The organism is Methanosarcina sediminis, from assembly GCF_052056915.1.
Lineage (GTDB): Archaea > Halobacteriota > Methanosarcinia > Methanosarcinales > Methanosarcinaceae > MTP4.
Window position 1 is genome coordinate 489059 of record NZ_CP195119.1, and the last position, 17052, is coordinate 506110.

At 47.9% G+C, this 17052-nt stretch carries 13 protein-coding genes; 3 read left to right on the forward strand and 10 right to left on the reverse strand.

From position 1 onward, the window contains the following. Window positions 1-78 precede the first annotated feature (78 nt). Window positions 79-1689: a serine hydrolase domain-containing protein gene (locus tag ACSAZK_RS02070; RefSeq protein ID WP_440955776.1), complete on the reverse strand. Its 1611-nt coding sequence runs from the start codon at window positions 1687-1689 to the stop codon at window positions 79-81. A 338-nt stretch (window positions 1690-2027) separates the two neighbouring features. Here ACSAZK_RS02070 and ACSAZK_RS02075 point away from each other — a divergent pair, with 338 nt between their 5' ends. Continuing rightward, complete coding sequence (locus ACSAZK_RS02075; RefSeq protein WP_440955777.1) at window positions 2028-2660, forward strand: YkgJ family cysteine cluster protein; 633 nt, start codon at window positions 2028-2030, stop codon at window positions 2658-2660. Window positions 2661-2778: 118 nt separating this feature from the next. Here the strand turns inward: ACSAZK_RS02075 and ACSAZK_RS02080 are convergent, their stop codons facing one another. From ACSAZK_RS02080 to ACSAZK_RS02120, 9 genes are all read right to left on the reverse strand, one after another. Beyond that, entirely contained in the window at window positions 2779-4863 is a 2085-nt protein-coding gene (locus ACSAZK_RS02080) for a CHASE4 domain-containing protein (RefSeq protein ID WP_440955778.1), read from the reverse strand. Between the two features lie 372 nt (window positions 4864-5235). Further along, window positions 5236-7239: a CHASE4 domain-containing protein gene (locus ACSAZK_RS02085; protein WP_440957079.1), complete on the reverse strand. Its 2004-nt coding sequence runs from the start codon at window positions 7237-7239 to the stop codon at window positions 5236-5238. A gap of 373 nt (window positions 7240-7612) precedes the next feature. Further along, window positions 7613-8893, reverse strand: coding sequence for a nitrogenase component 1 (locus ACSAZK_RS02090; protein ID WP_440955779.1), 1281 nt, complete (start codon window positions 8891-8893; stop codon window positions 7613-7615). Continuing rightward, window positions 8890-11337, reverse strand: a complete 2448-nt coding sequence (locus ACSAZK_RS02095) for a nitrogenase component 1 (RefSeq protein WP_440957080.1) — start codon at window positions 11335-11337, stop codon at window positions 8890-8892. Before ACSAZK_RS02095 ends, ACSAZK_RS02090 begins: the two co-directional genes overlap by 4 nt. Before the next feature lie 202 nt (window positions 11338-11539). Continuing rightward, a complete protein-coding gene (locus tag ACSAZK_RS02100) occupies window positions 11540-12406 on the reverse strand; it encodes a DUF1638 domain-containing protein (protein ID WP_440955780.1) in 867 nt (288 codons plus the stop codon). A 98-nt stretch (window positions 12407-12504) separates the two neighbouring features. Beyond that, a complete protein-coding gene (locus ACSAZK_RS02105; protein ID WP_440955781.1) occupies window positions 12505-13314 on the reverse strand; it encodes a DUF1638 domain-containing protein in 810 nt (269 codons plus the stop codon). A gap of 171 nt (window positions 13315-13485) precedes the next feature. Beyond that, the gene (locus ACSAZK_RS02110) at window positions 13486-14289 is read right to left on the reverse strand and encodes a DUF1638 domain-containing protein (RefSeq protein ID WP_440955782.1); all 804 of its coding nucleotides are present in this window, start codon (window positions 14287-14289) and stop codon (window positions 13486-13488) included. A gap of 168 nt (window positions 14290-14457) precedes the next feature. Further along, window positions 14458-14667, reverse strand: coding sequence for a hypothetical protein (locus tag ACSAZK_RS02115; protein ID WP_440955783.1), 210 nt, complete (start codon window positions 14665-14667; stop codon window positions 14458-14460). 182 nt (window positions 14668-14849) lie between these two features. Next, the gene (locus ACSAZK_RS02120; RefSeq protein WP_440955784.1) at window positions 14850-15254 is read right to left on the reverse strand and encodes a pyridoxamine 5'-phosphate oxidase family protein; all 405 of its coding nucleotides are present in this window, start codon (window positions 15252-15254) and stop codon (window positions 14850-14852) included. 147 nt (window positions 15255-15401) lie between these two features. Here ACSAZK_RS02120 and ACSAZK_RS02125 point away from each other — a divergent pair, with 147 nt between their 5' ends. After that, entirely contained in the window at window positions 15402-16022 is a 621-nt protein-coding gene (locus ACSAZK_RS02125) for a nucleoside deaminase (protein ID WP_440955785.1), read from the forward strand. A 231-nt stretch (window positions 16023-16253) separates the two neighbouring features. Continuing rightward, the gene (locus tag ACSAZK_RS02130) at window positions 16254-17000 is read left to right on the forward strand and encodes a fasciclin domain-containing protein (RefSeq protein WP_440955786.1); all 747 of its coding nucleotides are present in this window, start codon (window positions 16254-16256) and stop codon (window positions 16998-17000) included. The last annotated feature ends 52 nt before the right edge of the window (window positions 17001-17052 follow it).

A 17052-nucleotide genomic window follows, 5' to 3' on the forward strand; every position in this document is an offset into this window, starting at 1 on the left:
GAAAGGAGAAAAGGTAAAGAAAAAGGAAAGGAGAAAAAGGGAAAGGAAAACAAAAGAGATCTTCCGGTTACCTCCCCGTTACCTGCCGACCTGCACCTGCCTGACTTTTTTCAGGGCGCGGTGAGACATGTGCAGGTATTCGGGTTCCCCGTCCTCCCCCGGAACCAGTATGAATTCCAGCGGCTGGCCCAGGAAGGGGTTAGTTGCCAGAAAGCGGTTTTCTCCGATTTTTGTAACCGGTGCCTCAAGTTCCCCAATTTTCAGGAACAGCCCGTCATCTTTTTTGACAATATCCAGGTAGAGCTCGGGAGAATTTTGATAGTGGCCTGTATAAGCGCTCATCTCCTCCTCAGTCATCTCTTCTTCATTCATGACCTCTCCAACCGTCTCTTCTTCACCCACCGCCCCTTCTTCACCCACCGCCCCTTCTTCAGCCTCAGCTTCTCCGTTTAGTTCCTCTTCATTCACGTCTTCCTCGGTAATGGGAAGTGAAACGTTTACCTCCGAATTTTCTTCCATTTCTGCTTCAAGGGGCAGGAAGAGTTCCATTGCTTTTTCGGTGCTTTTAGGGAACTTTGTACCGTAGGTGTTGCTCAGAATGATCACTGCAAAGCGGTGCTCGGGGACCATGAGAAACTGGCAGGTAAAGCCTTCCATGCCTCCGGGGTGCTCGACCACCCGCATGCCCCGGTATTCGTGGATAAAGAGGCCGTAGCCGTAACTTCCATTATTATAGCTGCTTATGACGGGGCTGTAAGGAGTGGAGAGTTTGCTTATTGCTGAAGGGGAAAGGACCTCTTTTCCTTCAAGCCTGCCCTCGTTCATGAAAGCTATTGCAAAGCGGGAGAGCTCGTTTACGTTCGAGAACATGAAGCCTGCAGGCCAGTTCCCTGTGTTGTCGGTATAGGGCCTTATCACGGCGGGGCTTCCTTCCGGGAGGATGTAGTGCCCCTGGGCCAGGGGATAGGTCATTGCCTCGGTCGGGCGGAAAGTTGTGCGGTTCATGCCAAGGGGCAGGAGGAGGGATTCTTTTACCAGGTCAGCGTACGGCTTATCTCCGGCTTCTTCTGCTACAAGCCCGTCAAGGGCATACCCCGGATTAGAGTAGGAAAATATCTCGCCAGGTTCGGTGAAGAAGAGGGAATCGTCAAAGGCCCTTACTTCTTCGGAAAGTGCGGACTCGTCGTGCCTGCCGTATGAGCTTGCCCCGTCCTGCAGGCCTGCCGTATGGGTCAGCAGCTGGTGCGTCGTCAGCTGTGAGAGCCCGGGACTGAGCCCCTCGACATAGCTGCCTATCGGTTCGTTGAGGTCAAGTTTTCCATCCTCGTCAAGCATGACCAGGGTTGCGGCAGTATACATCTTGGTTGTCGAGCCTATGCGAAAGAGGGTATCCGGGGTAACCGGGGTCCCGGTCTCGATGTCTGAGACCCCGAAACCCCTGGCAAAAACGATCTCATCGCCGCTGACAACAGCCACGGATGCTCCCGGGGTATGCGTTTCGTTCATTTCTTCGAAGACCACCGCTTCCAGTTCGCCAGCCCCCGTATAAATCAGGGCATTGGATTCTTTTGAATCTCCCATGTAAACCGGACCTGAGGCAGCCTGTACGTCCTCGACTTCAGTGCAACCTGAACCCAGGAGCAGAAACGCCAGACCAACCGTTACCCAGAGTAATGTAAAAGCTTTCATGTTTCAAACATCCCTCATTCCAATCAGGCTTAACTGCTAAAAAGTTATGCGGTTCTGAAGAAAATTTACGGACACGTATAAAAATTATTTTTGTACATTTTTAGCTGTTGCTTAGAGACTGCCCCTTCATTGTTCTGACTTTCTCACAATCCCACTATTTTTTGAGAAAACATTTTTATTTATTTTAAAACTTGCCCAGAAAGCGAGTGGAAGGCATAGACGTATATATAAATTTGACAAAAATATAAGTAAGAAAAATAAATGAGAGAAAAATATAAAGAATGATATTTATCTTTGGCAGAGGTTCAAGGTTGATCTTTAAAAAAATACCCATTCACATGTTTGAAAACTTTCACAATATATTTAGTGGAAGTACTGAAAAAACCTTCAATATTTGCAGGGAATGCGGGGGGGCATGTGAACATAATAAGATCGGAACCCTGCTGCCCGGGGAAAAAGAGTATATGGCCTCAAAGCTGGGTATAAGCGTCTACGAATTTAAAACCCGATACCTGGATATCCTGGAAATGGACGATGGGACCCGGATTGATGTATTGAAATTGGGAAAGTTGTGCCCTTTTTTGAACAGAGAAACCAACGAGTGCGAATGCCGGGAATTTAAGGCTATCCTTTGCAAGATATATCCTGTTGTCTTCAAAGTTGAGGGAGAAGGAATAACTTTTATAATAGACAGCTGGTGCCAGCTATCGAAGAAAAAGGAATGCAGGAGTTATTTCGAAACTGCAATACCCCTTTTTTCAGCTCTTCCCGTTCCGGCGGAGTGGTTCGGGTACGTAGCAAGTTACGATGACCTTTGCTTTGACTACGACCAGCTGAAAAAGCACAGGAAAGGTAAAAAACCCTGTGAAGTGTTTTCCCTGCAAGAACTGCTTGACCTGCAGAAGAACGGTTTGGGAGCAGATCACCTGCAGCTCTATTCCGAAACGGAAACCGAAAAACTCATGGTTTAACTTTCATGAAAGAAAGCTTTCCAGGAGCTTGAGCCGCAGGAAGGTTGTTTCCCCCTGACCCAAAACTCGATTCGGAAAAGAGAAGCCTGGAGCAGGGAGAAAGAAAGTAACTCCGGGCTCAGTCCTTTTCTTCCCCCTCCTGCACTTCATCATTGGAGACGGTGCATTTTTTGCCTTTTATCGGCAATGTAAAAGCAAATGTGCTTCCTTCCCCTGCCTCGCTCCTGAACCAGACATACCCACCGTGCAGCTGGACAATCTGCTTGACCAGGGAAAGGCCTAACCCGGTACCCTGGAACTTTTTGGAGGCAAAGGAATCAACCTGGCTGAAAGGTTTGAAGAGTTTTTTCTGGTCCTTTTCCTCGATGCCTATTCCGGTGTCCGTAACTGCGATTTCCACCATTTCCACCTTCCTTTTCGCCTCGACCCTTACTAGCCCTTTTTCGTTAGAGAATTTTATGGCATTGTCGAGGAGATTGTAGAGGACCTGAACAAAACGGGCTTCGTCAGCCCGGATGCTTGTAAGCTCGCTGTCCACATCGATTTTGATTTCGATGTTTTTCCGGGAGGCGAGGGGGGCCAGCAGGGACTTTACACTGTCAAGCTTGCTGGCAAGCCCGAATTCACTGTACTTCAGTTCCATCTTTCCGGCTTCCACCTTTGAAAGGTCCAGGATATCATTGATCAGGTTCAGCAGATGTTTTCCACTCTTAGAGATGTTCCCCACGGACTTCAACTGCTTTTCATTCAGTCCCCCGAAGACCTGCTCACAGAGGAGGTCCGAGAACCCTATGATCGAGTTAAGAGGGGTCCTCAGTTCATGGCTCATGTTGGCCAGGAATTCGCTCTTGGTGCGGTTTGCAGCCTCTGCAATCTGCTTTTCCTGAAAAAGTCTCTCGGCTTTCTTGCTTTCCGTAATGTCCCTCCAGGTTTCCAGGATGCCTATGATCTTTCCGGCGTCGTCAGTCACGGGAACAGCCTGGATTGACCACACCGTCCCGTCCCCCGCAGAAAGTTCCCCGGCTTTTTTCTCTCCTCTTACAAAGGCTTCTTCAAGATGAAGGTGTTCAAAGGCCTGGCTGCTTACTCCTGGAGCAGCCCTCTGGGAAAGCCCAACTGCCTCTTCGAGCTCCATTTTCATGTGTTCAAGCGCAGCCTTATTAGCCCAGATAATATTAAGGGCAGGGTCTACAAAAACGACCAGTTCATTGAGTGAGTCGAGGATAACCTTCTTCTCCCGTTCCTGGGTTTGAAGTTCCTGTTCCGCCAGGTCGATTTCGTTCAACATCCCGTTAATCTCGCGGGAAAGCCTGAACAGCTCATCATTGTCTTTGAGCTCCAGCCTTTTGGAAAGGTCTTTTTCAGCCCTGACCTTTGTCACGAAATCGTCAATCTCGGTTAACCTTGAAACAAAAAGACGGTCCAGGGCAAGCTTGACTCCGACACCGGTCAAAAGCCCTGTTAGCAGCAGGAAAAAGTACATGTAGTCAAGGGTTTTCTTGCCGTGGGAATAAAGGTCCCTCGGGAAATCCGCCCTGATAATAAGGGCAGGTCCACCTGCGATATCATTCAATTCAAAGTAACCGGCGACCCTTTCTTCGTTTAGGGGTTCTACCACGATCCTTCCGGGGACCTCCGTAACACTTGAATATTCATTAACAAAGTCCAGAGGCATTTCCTCGTCCACCCTGTACATGAGCAGGGAAGAACAGGTAAGTTCTTTAAAAGATTCCAGAAGGCCACTATCGAAGTACCGCCCGAAAATAAGAGTGCCGCGCACAGGCCCTTCATACTTTGTGGAGAGAATCGGGTGGCAGGCAATAAACATCGGGCCCTCGTCAAGTAAAACAAAGCCGCTTATCTCATCGTCCTCTTCTTCCGTAAGGAGAGTGCCGTCTTCAATCAATTCCAGAAGGCCGGCAGGTACGGGCACCTCCTCCTCGGTTTCAATGTCTATGGATTTCGCATATACAAGGCCTCCTGATTCATTAACAAAAAGCATGAGGTTAACATCAATTCCTGCAAGGGTCTCGTTTTGCAGGTCTACGTCAATGTATTCCTGGTTCTGGTCTTCTACAAACCGGCAGGTATCGTCCCAGCAAGCCCAATCCTGGACACTGTAATCAAGATATCCCTGTTTTGTGGCAACGGCGTTCTGGACCCGCTCTACGTTCTCCAGTGTATCCTCTGCTTCAAGCTCCAAAAAATTCGATAGCTGCATATTATGGGTAAATGTAAATGCGGCAGTCAAAACTGCAAAAATTAAGAGAGTTATGATGAGTACTTTTTTACTGATATCCGTGCTGTGCACCTCGAAGTGGCTTTGGGGGTTTTGAATTCACCAATGAGAATTTTTTTGGGGTATCGGGGATCACACTGGCTATAGTTATAGTTGAAGAAAAAAATATATAAAATTAATTAACTAATTATAACAGAATAAAAGAATTTTTATACATATGCCTGCTCTATACTTTTTATTCAACCGATTTATAATACATTTATAATTTATATATTAAGCAGTCCAAAGGTTTCTTATAATATAACCTCACCCCCGGGTTTCCCGCAAAAAACCAGCTCAGCTTTCTTTTTTCCCGGTTTTCAGGGGGATTGAAAAACCAAAGGTACTGCCCTTTCCAGCTTCACTTTCAAACCACACGTGTCCTCCGTGGAGCTGCACAATCTTCTTCACAAGGACAAGCCCAAGGCCGGTCCCCTGGTATTTTTTGGCTGCAAATGAATCGATCTGACTGAAAGGTTTAAACAGCCTTTCACGGCCCTCCTTTTCGATACCAATCCCCTCGTCCCTTACCCCTATCCATACCATATTCCCCTTCAGAGCTCCATTCACCTCTATAGTCCCTTTTCTGGGAGAGAACTTGATGGCATTGCTGAGCAGGTTTTCCATCACCTGGATGAACTTGTTCCTGTCAGCCCGGATTTCGGGGATTTCGGGGTCAACATCGATATTGATCTCTATTTCCTTCTCGGAAGCTATAGGAGACATGAGGGACTTAATTTCGGCCAGGGTTTCCTGAAGCGAAAACTCCTCATAATTGAGTTCCATCTTCCCTGCTTCGATTTTTGAAAAATCAAGGAGGTCGTTGATCAGGGAAAGGAGATGCTTTCCGTTTTTGGAGATGTTATTGACGTAGCGAAGCTGTTTTTCATTCAATTCCCCAAAAAGCTGTTCGATAAGGAGGTCCGAGAACCCTATTATCGAGTTAAGGGGAGTCCGAAGTTCATGGCTCATGTTGGCGAGGAACTCGCTTTTGGTCCGGCTTGCAGTTTCGGCAAGTTCCTTTTCATGGAGGAATTTTTCCGCTTTTTTCCTTTCCGTTATGTTAAGGCAGGTTTCCAGGATTCCGATGATCTTTCCAGCCTCATCTTTTACGGGAATTGCCTGGATAAACCACAGCTTCCCGTCAGGAGATGCAAACTCCCCGGATTTTGTCCTCCCGGAAAGGGTTTCTTCAAGCTCCAGGGCCCTGAAGACTCTTCCGCTTATCCCGGTGGCTTCCTGCTGGCTAAATCCAAGAGCATCATCAAGTTTCACGCCCATATGCTGTAGAGCGGCTTTATTGGCCCATACGACTCTGAAGTCGGTATCCAGGAAAATAAGCATCTCGTTTAGGGAATCTAGTATTGTCCTTTTTTCGGCATCCCGAGTCTTGATTTCCTTTCCGGCAAGACTTATGTCATCCAGCATTCCGTTGATCCCCGCAGAAAGCCGGTACAGTTCATCCTCCCCTTTGATTTTAAGCCTCTTTGAGAGGTCTTTTTCCTTTCGTACCCTGTCAACGAAATCATCAATTTCACCCAGGCGGGAAATAAAGAGGCTGTCCAGGAGAATCTTGCTTCCCATTCCCATGACAATGCCCGTTGCGAGCAAGAGGAAATAGAGATAATACAGGATTTTCTGGCCGTGGGCATACAGGTCCCTCGAAAGGTCCTGCCGGATCATGACAACAGGCTTTCCGTCAACCCCATCCAATACGAAGTAAGCTGAAATCGTATCTTCCCCGGAAGGGAGAATCACAACTTTATCTGATGTTTCGGGAAAAACCGCCTGAAAGTCAGAGGGCATCTCCCTATCCATTCTGGAGACTAGCAGAGAAGACCTGGTAACATCCTCAATAGAGCCCACGAATTCATCGTCAAGGCATCTCCCTAGAATTAATGTACCCTCCGCAGGCCCTTCGTGGTCACTCCGGAGTATGGGCCTTGATGCAAGGAGCACCGGCATTTCGTCAAACAGGACAACTCCTCTTACGGAGTCTTTTTCACTTTCCACAAGAAAAGAACCGCCTTTTATCATTTCCTCCACCCCGCCAGGGAGAGGCACGGTTTCACCGGTGTTCAGGTCCACATACTTTGAATAAACAATGTCTCCGGAAGCATTAACGAAAAGAAAGAGATTGACTTCAAGATCTAACATTGACTCATTACCCAGGTTCGAATCAATGTATTCGGGATCTAAGGTCTGGACAAATTCATATGTGTCATCCCAGTAGCCCCAGTCCCGGGCGATATGATCAAGATAATCATACTGGGTTTCAACGGCGTTCTGCACCCATTCCACGTTCTTCAACGTATCCTCTTTCTCAAGATCATGAAAGCTCGATAATAAAATGCTTTGAGAAGAAAACGCCAGCGTACAGGTTAACAGCGCAAAAATGAAAATAACTGCAAAAAGAACTTTTTTACCTATATCCATGATATGGGCCTCTGGGGCATCTCCTGGTTTCAGCTGGAAGGGATAAAGACCTGAAAGTGTTATTATAATTATAGTAAAAACTATTTAAATATTATTAAACAAATAATATGAAAATATCCAAAAAAAGTTTCGCCAAAAAAGGTCTGGCTTTTTAGACCATGAATACAACAAAAGTTGAGAAGTTGAATGGCCCAGGAATTAAATTACCCGGAAGTTAAGGAGGTATACAAATACCCCCTTAAAGGGAAGAACGTATTCCGTTGATAATTTCTTCGAGCAGCCAGAGAGTGCCCTCGACACCCATATATGTTTTAGGGATGAAATCGATGTACCCTTCCGAAGGCGTGGATATTTCTATACCTGCTTTACAGCGCCCCATCCCTTTCAAAAGCCCGAGGGTGTAGCCGTCGGCAAAGGCAATGTCAGCTGTTTCGTACTCGAGCTCCCTGTCATAAGCCTTTTCAAAGCCCTTTTCTTTTAAAAAAGCCCGAAGAGAGGCTTCAATTCCCGGACTGCCTCCTGGAAGAGTCTTGACCGCAAGAGGGACCATCCCGAGGTAAGAGTAAAGCCAGAGGGCAAGCGGATAGGCAAACGAGGCTTCGGCTTTTATTGAAAAGCTCGTCCCCTTGGGGAGCCCGGAGAAGGAATGGTAGCGTGCGAGTTTGGAATAGCTGCTTTTCCTGGCAGCCCGGACAAAGTTAAGGGCAGGAGAGGGGTCTATCCCGAGGCATTTTGCAAGCTTCTGGAGAAGCTGCTCGGTAGCGTCAAACCCTACTGGGGCTCCCAGAGGAGAGAGGACAACCGGGATCCCGAAGCGTTCCCGGTACCATTCGGCAATTTTTTGTCCGTACTCGGGGAAGAGCACGATATTACAGGCAGCACTGCTTGAGTTTTTCAGCTCTTCAACGGAAGTGTCCGCAAAGAGCACGGCTCCGACCTCCAGCCCGAGAAGGGACAGGAGCTTTTTAAGCTCGGCTACAGTGCCCTCCCAGTGTTTATGCAGGATGGAAAGCCCCAGGATGTTCACCCGGTTCTGTCTCCTGGGAAGTGGCTTCAGGTCCAGGTGCTCAAGGAGAACAAGCCCGGTGTTTTCAAAGCCTACTGGTGCGGGCAGGGAAAAACCTGCACAGTCCACAGTAAAACAGCGCTCATGCACTCCGCTTTTTCTCAGGGCAGTTTCCAGGTCGTCCCCGATCAGGCTTGCCCCGGGAGAATTAATAACTGCAAGGAGGTCATTGTTTTTTTCCGCAACCGTCGAAAGGAGCCTCTCAAGTTTATCAAGGGAGCCTTCAACGTAATCTTCCCAGTCCAGGTAGGTAGAAGGCACCCTCAGCTGCCCGAAGTAAAATTCCCCCTGGAAGGCCATGGGGTCATGGGAAGCTCCTCTCGGAAAATGCCTATCCGAAAGAAAACTATGATAGATCTTACAGCCCGTGGGCCCGTTCAGAAGGGCTGATGCGTCCGTAATCCCTTCAACTGTCAGAATGGAAGCCGTAAAAGCATCCGGGGAAAATATCATTCCTCATCACCTCCGTCGTATTTCCAGCCTTCGACCACAGGCAGGCGAAGCAGTGTACTCCAGCGTTTTGCAAGTTCGATCCCGCTCATAAATCCCACTCTCGGGGAGAAGGGGATTGTGTCGCAGTGTACACTTTCTTCAGGGATAAGGGGAGCATAACCCGAAAGTACAAGGTCGGGTTTAAGGCTTTTTATGTCCTCGGCCCTCTGCAAGTCCGTATAGTTATCCACAAGCGGAATGTTTTCCGGAAGCGGGGTCAGTTGTTTATCTTTTCCAAAAGAGGAAGCCCGGATACCGACTTTAACGAGCTCCATGCCAAGGTCCAGTATAGTATCAAGGACCCAGCTTATATCCTGGCTGTAACTTACGACAAGGACTTTTTTCCCTTCAAGATGGGGAGCGTATTTATGGAGTTCGTCCCTGTACTCCTGTTCCCGGGATTCAAGAAAACGCCCGGGATCTTTTTCAGGAGTAAGGCTTTTTGCAAGGGCTTTTACCCACCTGCTGCTGTCCCTGAAACCCACGGGGAAGGGATGTTCAAAAAAGCCGAGCCCGAAGTATTCAGACAGGTAGTCCCTGAGCATCCGGTTTTCCAGGCTGTCATAGGCAAGGAGATTGAGTCCGGCTTTTTTGAAAGCCCGGATAGAAGAAGGATCGGTCCTGCTCAGGAAACGGCAGTTTACCCGGAGCCCGAGCCCTTCAAGAAGCTCTTCCATGATTCTGAAATTTTCCTCGTCCCTCGGGGAGAAGTTACGCTCCCCTATAATGTTGACAAGACCCTCTTCAGGCCTGACGGCAGGGTCAATAAGTTCGGTAACTTTCTTGCACCCTTCAAAAAACCCGTAAGAAAAGTCCCCTGTAAGGTTTCCATCCACAGGGATCGGAAGAATCCGGGCCCCGGGATAAAGGCGCCCCATCTTCAAAACGACTTTTTCGATATCATCCCCGATTATTCCTGATGGGCAGGTACTCACAACAAAAAGCAGTTTCCGGCCGGAAGCAAGAGCTTCTTCCATCCTGCAGGAAAGCTTTTCAAGCCCTCCGAAGATTATGTCCTCTTCTTCCATATCCACTGCCAGAAGCCCCGGAAGAACCTGTCCCTCAAGGCCCTTAACTCCGGTTTTCTTGAAGCTCCCGCTCCTCAAAAAGGAACTGGCAAGCGCATCGGAGATAATATGGGCACAGCTCCTCGGCCCGTGGAGGACCGTAAGAGCCCCGTTCACCTGGAAAGTGGCAGTCACCGCTCCCGCAAATGCACAGCCGTAAAGAGGAGGTTTTAGCTCAGGAGTCCCTGGCCCGGAAGGACCCGGAACAGGAACTTCTCCTTCTTCTTCTTCTTCAGCTTTTCCTGAAGCAGGCTTTACTCGTAGAGAGTCAGGACAGGGAAGGTCTCCGGAACCACTGGAATCCCCAGCTTCCCCCCCGCAAGTCCCACGTGCCTCAGAACAGCATTCCACTGCCTCATTAATAGTCATACCTTCGCAGCCGGGTTCCTTTTCAAGCCCACATTCACAAAAGGCTCTCTCTTCGGGCTCACATTCACATACGGCATATTCTTCAGGTTCACCTTCACAGACATCATTTTCCTCTGGCTCTCCCTGTATGAAAACCGATGCACTGTTTTCCGGACTCCTTCCGAGCACCAGTTCTTCAAGTTCCCAATCTTCGAGAGGTTTTGCAGGATAAAGCAAACACCTGTCCTTTCCGATCTTTTCCACATGCCTGGCAAGTTCCCTGAAAAGCTCAGCGTTTTCGGATTCAGGGAAGGCTTCGATCAGTGTCTTACCGGCTTTTTCAGCCCTGGAGAAAATTTCGCTGCGGGGAATCGAAGCAACAACAGGCAGCCCCACGGCTTTTGAAAAAGCCGAAATCCTCCGGTCCTCGTCTTCAAGACCCCTGCTGTTCCTTATAATCCCCGCAACCCTGGGGGCGGAATCCTCAAAATTTTTGATGCCCCGGAGAATGTTATTTGCTGCGTAGATGGCCATGAATTCCCCGGAGGTAACAAGAAAAACAGCATCTGCATATTCACTCCGGAGGGGGACCGCAAAACCGCCGCATACAACGTCCCCGAGCACGTCGTAAAGGACAAGGTCAAGGGGGACGTCCCGGATTCCAAGCCTCACAAGCGCTTCAAAACTGCTCAGGATTCCCCGGCCCGCACACCCAACTCCGGGCTTCGGACCCCCGGTTTCCACACAGGCAGCTCCCTTGAAACCTTTGAAGAGGAGACTTTCAAGGTTCTGTTTGTCAGGAGGCGTTTTCCTTAGGTAGTCCAGCACCGTGGGGATCTTCCTCCCTCCAAGAAGCAGCCGGGTAGAATCACTCTTCGGGTCACAGCCGACCTGGAGGATGCTTTTTCCGGATTCCGCAAGAGCAGCGGAAAGGTTTGCGGAAATCGTGGACTTGCCAATTCCACCTTTCCCATAAAGGGCAATCTGCATCAAAAAAGTTCACCTCCGTATCGAAGAGAAATATTCTGTCCCGGGACAAAGTTCAAAATTAGTATTACATCTAAAAGTAGCTTCAGATTTGAAAGTAGTCTCACATCTGACGACTGCAATTTTTGCAGGCTTTGTTTCATCTGCCATTTTTCACACTCTTTGTTAGATTAGTTTCTCTCCTGCCATATAACAGCCGGAACAATTATTTCGGGCTTCCGAGAACAGATTTTCGGGCATGCTCATAAGACCGCTTTGCAACTTCCACACTGCCCTTCATGTCCCTGACTTCCATATTGAACCTGCAGGCAAATTCCCTGACATTTTTGTCAAATTCCGGATCGTAGCCAAGGTCGGTATCAATTTTTCCGGTTACGGAGTATTTCGGGTCTTTCAGGTATTTGCTGTCAAAGTCAACGGAACTTTTGCCTTCCTTTTCCAGCTGGCTCCAGTTCGAAGCCCACATGGGGGTCAGGTAAATAGCCCCCGTTCCCCGGCAGGTAAGCATGGCTTCAGCATAGGCGTCGTTTCCCCCGAAGGCCGCACTTATGCAGTCTTCAACGGTCTCCCCGGAACAGTCCTTCAGGAAATAAAGGGGACATCCGAGGTCTGCAAAATCTTCTTCCAGTTTTCCCAGGGCATGCCCGCAAGTGCCGTAGAAAAGGAGGATCCCATCCGAAAAAGCAGCCATTTCCCTGATATTCCTGTAGACCTCGGATTTAAGGAGATCAAGGTCGACATGCAGGGCAATCTTGAGGACATTTACCACCACAGTTACCTTTTGCCCTGCCTTGAGTGTCATATCTTCATGCAGTTTCCGGAAAAAAGGAAGCACCATAAGGGGTTTTGTAAGAAGCCTGAACCCTGAGCCGTGCCCGGACTGCAGGAGCATCGGAACCCTGTCAAGGGGAGCTGTCCTCGGGACACAGTTTTCGGATTTAAGTTTGCGGATAAGCCCCATGGATTCCCTGTTATCCACAAGGATCAGCTGCTTGAGCTCATGGTCTTGAGACAGAACATATGCAAGCTCATCTTCAAACATTCCGCAGGCGATGATACTTAAGACGGGCATTTCCAGACCTCTTTTTGCACCCCTGTATCGGGCATGGGTTTTAAGGCAAGCTTCGTATAAAAGGTTACAGATTATAATTCCGAACCCAAGACCTGAATTTAATTGGGAAGTTCTGTTTTAAGTTCCCTATAACATTTATAAAATATTTCCTGGTTTCCTTCGAGCTCCAGCTCCATTACTTCAAAGTTGAAGATATCCGCAAAGTCCCTTATCTTTGCATCAAAATTTTCGGTGTACGAAAGCCCTGTATGGAGTTTCGCTACCCTCCCGTACCCGGTCATCTCATGGGTCATCCTCATCATATTTAGGGCTTTTTCAGGGTCTTTATGCAGCTTGTCAATGTTAAAGAGTTCCTTCCAGGCTGCGGAATACATGGGCGTAAAAAGGTAAGTCCCCACATCACTGACACTTTTGAGCACTTTAAGGTATTGCTCGGAACCCCCGAGAGTAGCCCCGATACAGTCGTCCACGACCCTGCCGGCGTTGTCCCTGAGGATCCGGACAGGACAGGCAGGCACGCGGGAAGCAAAGTCTTCTTCTATATTCCCGAGCACGTTTCCGCAAAGCCCGTAGAAGAGCAGGACTCCGGAAGAACAGGAAGCAAGCTTCTCTATGGTCTCATAAACTTTGCTCTTCAAATGATCAGGCCGCGAGTGCAGGCCCAGCTCAAGCAGGCAGACCAGTACAGTGTAATTTTCCGATTCGTTTCCATCATTTTGAGAAAGTTCCGGAACCTCGTCCAGAGAAAGAAGCTTATGCGAAAACCCGCAATTTTCCATTTTACCCCGGATACCCCCGCAGTTTTCGTTTTCAACCACTATGACCTCATCGATTGACGGATCATTTTCCAGAATCCAGAGGATTTCATCCTCCAGAACTTTACACGACAGGATGCTCATTACCGTCATCAGGGAAGCCTTCTATATTATTTGTAAAGCGGTATTTGTAAAGCGGTTATTTATAAAGCGGGCATAAACCCCCGGGACTTTAGCTAGGGGGATATAAGCGCAAATGGGTTATAGTGCAAATGGGTTATAGTGCAAATGAGTTAAGCTCAAATGGCTTATCGTTCCCGGAATTCAAGTACAGATTTCTGTTTTAAGTTCCCGGTAACATTTATCAAATATTTCCTGGTTTCCTTCGAGTTCCATTACTTCAAAGCCGAAGGTATCCGCAAATTCCCTGATATTGTCATCAAAGTTTTCGGTGTATGAAAGCCCTGTATTGAGCTTTGCTACCCTCCCGTACCCTGTAATTTCATGGGTTTTCTTCATCATCTTGAGGGCTTTTTCGGGGTCTTTGTGCAACTTGTCCAGATGTACAAACTCATTCCAGGCTATGGAGAACATGGGCGTAAAAAGGTAAGTTCCCACGTCACTGACACTTTTGAGTACTTTCAGGTACTGCTCGGTGCCTCCCAGGGTTGCTCCTATACAGTCGTCAACGACTTTACGGGAATTATCCTTCAGGATCCTGACAGGGCAGTCAGGCAGGTGGGAAGCAAAGTCTTCTTCCACATTCCCGAGCACGTTTCCGCAAAGCCCGTAGAAGAGCAGGATCCCGGAGGAACAGGGGGCAAGCATCTCTATGGTCTCATAGACTTTGGTTTTCAGCTTTTCAGGCCACTCGTGCAGGCCCAGTTCAAGCAGGCAGACCAGCAGAGTGTAATTTTCCGATTCATCCCCATCATTTTGGGAAAGTTTCGAAATCTCATCCAGGGAAAGGGCCTTATGCCGACACCCGCATTTTCCCATTTTATCCAGGATATCCCCGGAATTTTCGTTTTCAACCACTATGATCTCGTCAATCGAAGGATCATTTTCCAGGACCCAGAGGATTTCGTCCTCCAGGATTTTGCACGATAGAATGCTCATTACCGTCATCAAAAAAGCCTCATATAGCTGTTTTGTAGAATTAGATCCTGAATTCCATGAACATCTGCATTTTAATATACTCAAGGTTATGAACTGCAAACTCTCACAGTAGTCAACTACTAAAACCTGCCTTATGTCTTATGACTCCCTGTCTGCTTTGACCTTATCCATTTTAATTCATTTTTTGAAATTTTCAGGAATCTTCTTATCCGGGGTTACTCCATAATACCTGGTCCTTGCAGCCCCCCAGATGCAGCCATTTTTCCCGAAGATTTTCAACTCCAGATTCTGGATTGACTTGCATATGCTGTTGCCAGCCCTTGCCCCCCTGCAGACTACGCAGTAATTCTCGCAAAAAACAGGAGGTTTCTCCTTATTTTCTCCCATATCACATCACCTCTGAATTTCCAGAAACATCGAGACCTGTTTTCCGGTTGTTTCCGGCGTTTTCCGATTTTTTCTGGTTGCTTGATTAAAGTTATTTAAGGTCACTTAAGGTTGTTACGGGTCGTTTTTCAGTGGGAAGCTGCAAACTCCCCACGAAAGCTGATTTCTTTCGGGAAACCCGATCAGAGCAGTTTCTTCCCGGCTTCAGGGCCCGGGGCGCACTGGAAGACGCCTGTGATCTTAACTTCGATCAGGTTCTTTGCGGGAAGTCCGGGCTTTGCGGAATGTACGATCTCCCTCATCTTTTCAAACTTATCGCCCGAGTTGATTATTGCGGCTTCACCTTTTATCTGGAAGCAGCCTCCGGTCTCGGGACCCCAGACATAGATTGCGACATTGGGGTTTGCCTCAAGGTTTGCCAGGGACTTGACCATGAAGTTGTCTGCAATCCAGATGGTTTCATCATCCACGAGCTGACAGAAGCCGATTGGAACGACGTTGGGAACCCCCTCTTTGGAAGCGGTAGCTACAGGAAAGATCTTTACCTTTGAAAATGCGGTTTTTATATCTTCAGTTAACTGTACCATAATATTCACCGAATGATGGTGTGCAGTACAAATTTATATATTTAAGCGTTAGAATTCTGTACCAAAGGTTTTATTTGTGTACTGTAATGACCTTAAGCAACGCAAAGGCCTTGAAGGAAGATTTATTTTTAAAATGGGGGAATAAAAGTGGATATTCAGGAAATCCGGGAACTCGGATCCGGACTGCTGGAAAAAATTGGCTCGAGAGACGAAAAGGTTATGAACTGGAAGCACTGGCTGGCCGGGTACAGCTTTCAGCCGGAATACCTGGACGATCCCTATGCCTGGCTAACGGACGTGCTGGCTTTAAAGTCCGTGGACTCTGGAAACTATGGGGTAGGAAGCGTTCTGGTCGATGCGGAAGGAAAAGTCATTGCCCTGGGGCACAACCTGGTATATTCCCCGTACTTCAGGAGCGACCTTCACGGGGAGATGGTAGTGGTAAACCAGTTTGAAGAAGAGCACCCTGAAATCACCACCCTTGAAGGCTACACGCTCTACACCTCCCTGGAATCATGCCCCATGTGCCTTATCCGGCTTATCTCTTCGGGCATAAACCGGGTCCTGTACGCAGCAGCAGATTCGATAGCAGGCATGACAAATTCCATGGACCTGCTGCCCCCTCTCTGGAAGGACCTTTCCGGGCGCCAGGTCTTTTCAAGAGCCCGGTGTACCGAAGAGCTTTCAAATGCCGGAACTGAAATTATGCTCATCAATGCCGAAGAGCTCCTTGAGATCCTTAAAAAAAGAGCTAAACATAGTTCCTGATCTATTTTCAGGAATAAAGGGAGGAAAAGCCCGTAATTCGCTCAAAATCGCACTTTAAATAGATAGTATTATATAAAAAAGGGAATATATTGCATATGAAAATATGCCACATAGTATATGAATTCATACAGATGGGTCCATATAGGTATGTGTAAATTAATTTCTGTGCATTAAACAGGGGGGAGAGTCATAAAGAAAATCAGATTTTTTGCCATACTTCTAATTGCAGCTATGCTATTCGCTTCCGGCTGTGCAGAAGAAACCCCGGAAGAAGAGGGTGAAGAACCGGTAGATGAAGTAACCGAAGAAGAAGTAGTTGAAGAAGAAGCAGCTGAAGAAGAAATGGCCGACGAAGAAATAGCTGAAGAAGAAATGGCCGACGAAGAAATAGCTGAAGAAGAAATGGCCGATGAAGAAATGGCCGACGAAGAAATGGCCGATGAAGAAATGGCCGATGAAGAAATAGCCGATGAAGAAATGGCCGATGAAGAAATAGCCGATGAAGAAATGGCCGACGAAGAAATGGCCGACGAAGAAATGGCCGACGAAGAAATGGCCGACGAAGAAATGGCCGATGAAGAAATGGATATAGTGGAAACTGCCGCGGAATCAGGCGATTTTGACACTCTGGTCACAGCAGTTCAGACTGCAGGTCTTGAAGAAGCACTGAGCGGGGAAGGACCATTCACAGTCTTTGCACCGACAGACGAGGCTTTTGACGCCCTTCCACCAGGCACGCTTGATGATCTCCTTGCAGACGAGGATGCCTTGACAAATGTTCTTCTCTACCACGTGGCTGAGGGGGAATTTGATGTCACTGAAATTGAATCCGTTGAAACCATGCAGGGGGAGGAACTTCCAGTTGACCCCACCAGCGACCCGATAACGGTAGGTGACGCAAACATCATGGGGGACAGAATCGTAACCAGCAATGGGTTCATCTACCCGATAGATACAGTACTGATCCCACCGGAGTGAAAATAAAGGGAAAAGTAAATTTATCAAATATCTTTATTTTTTCCTATTTTAT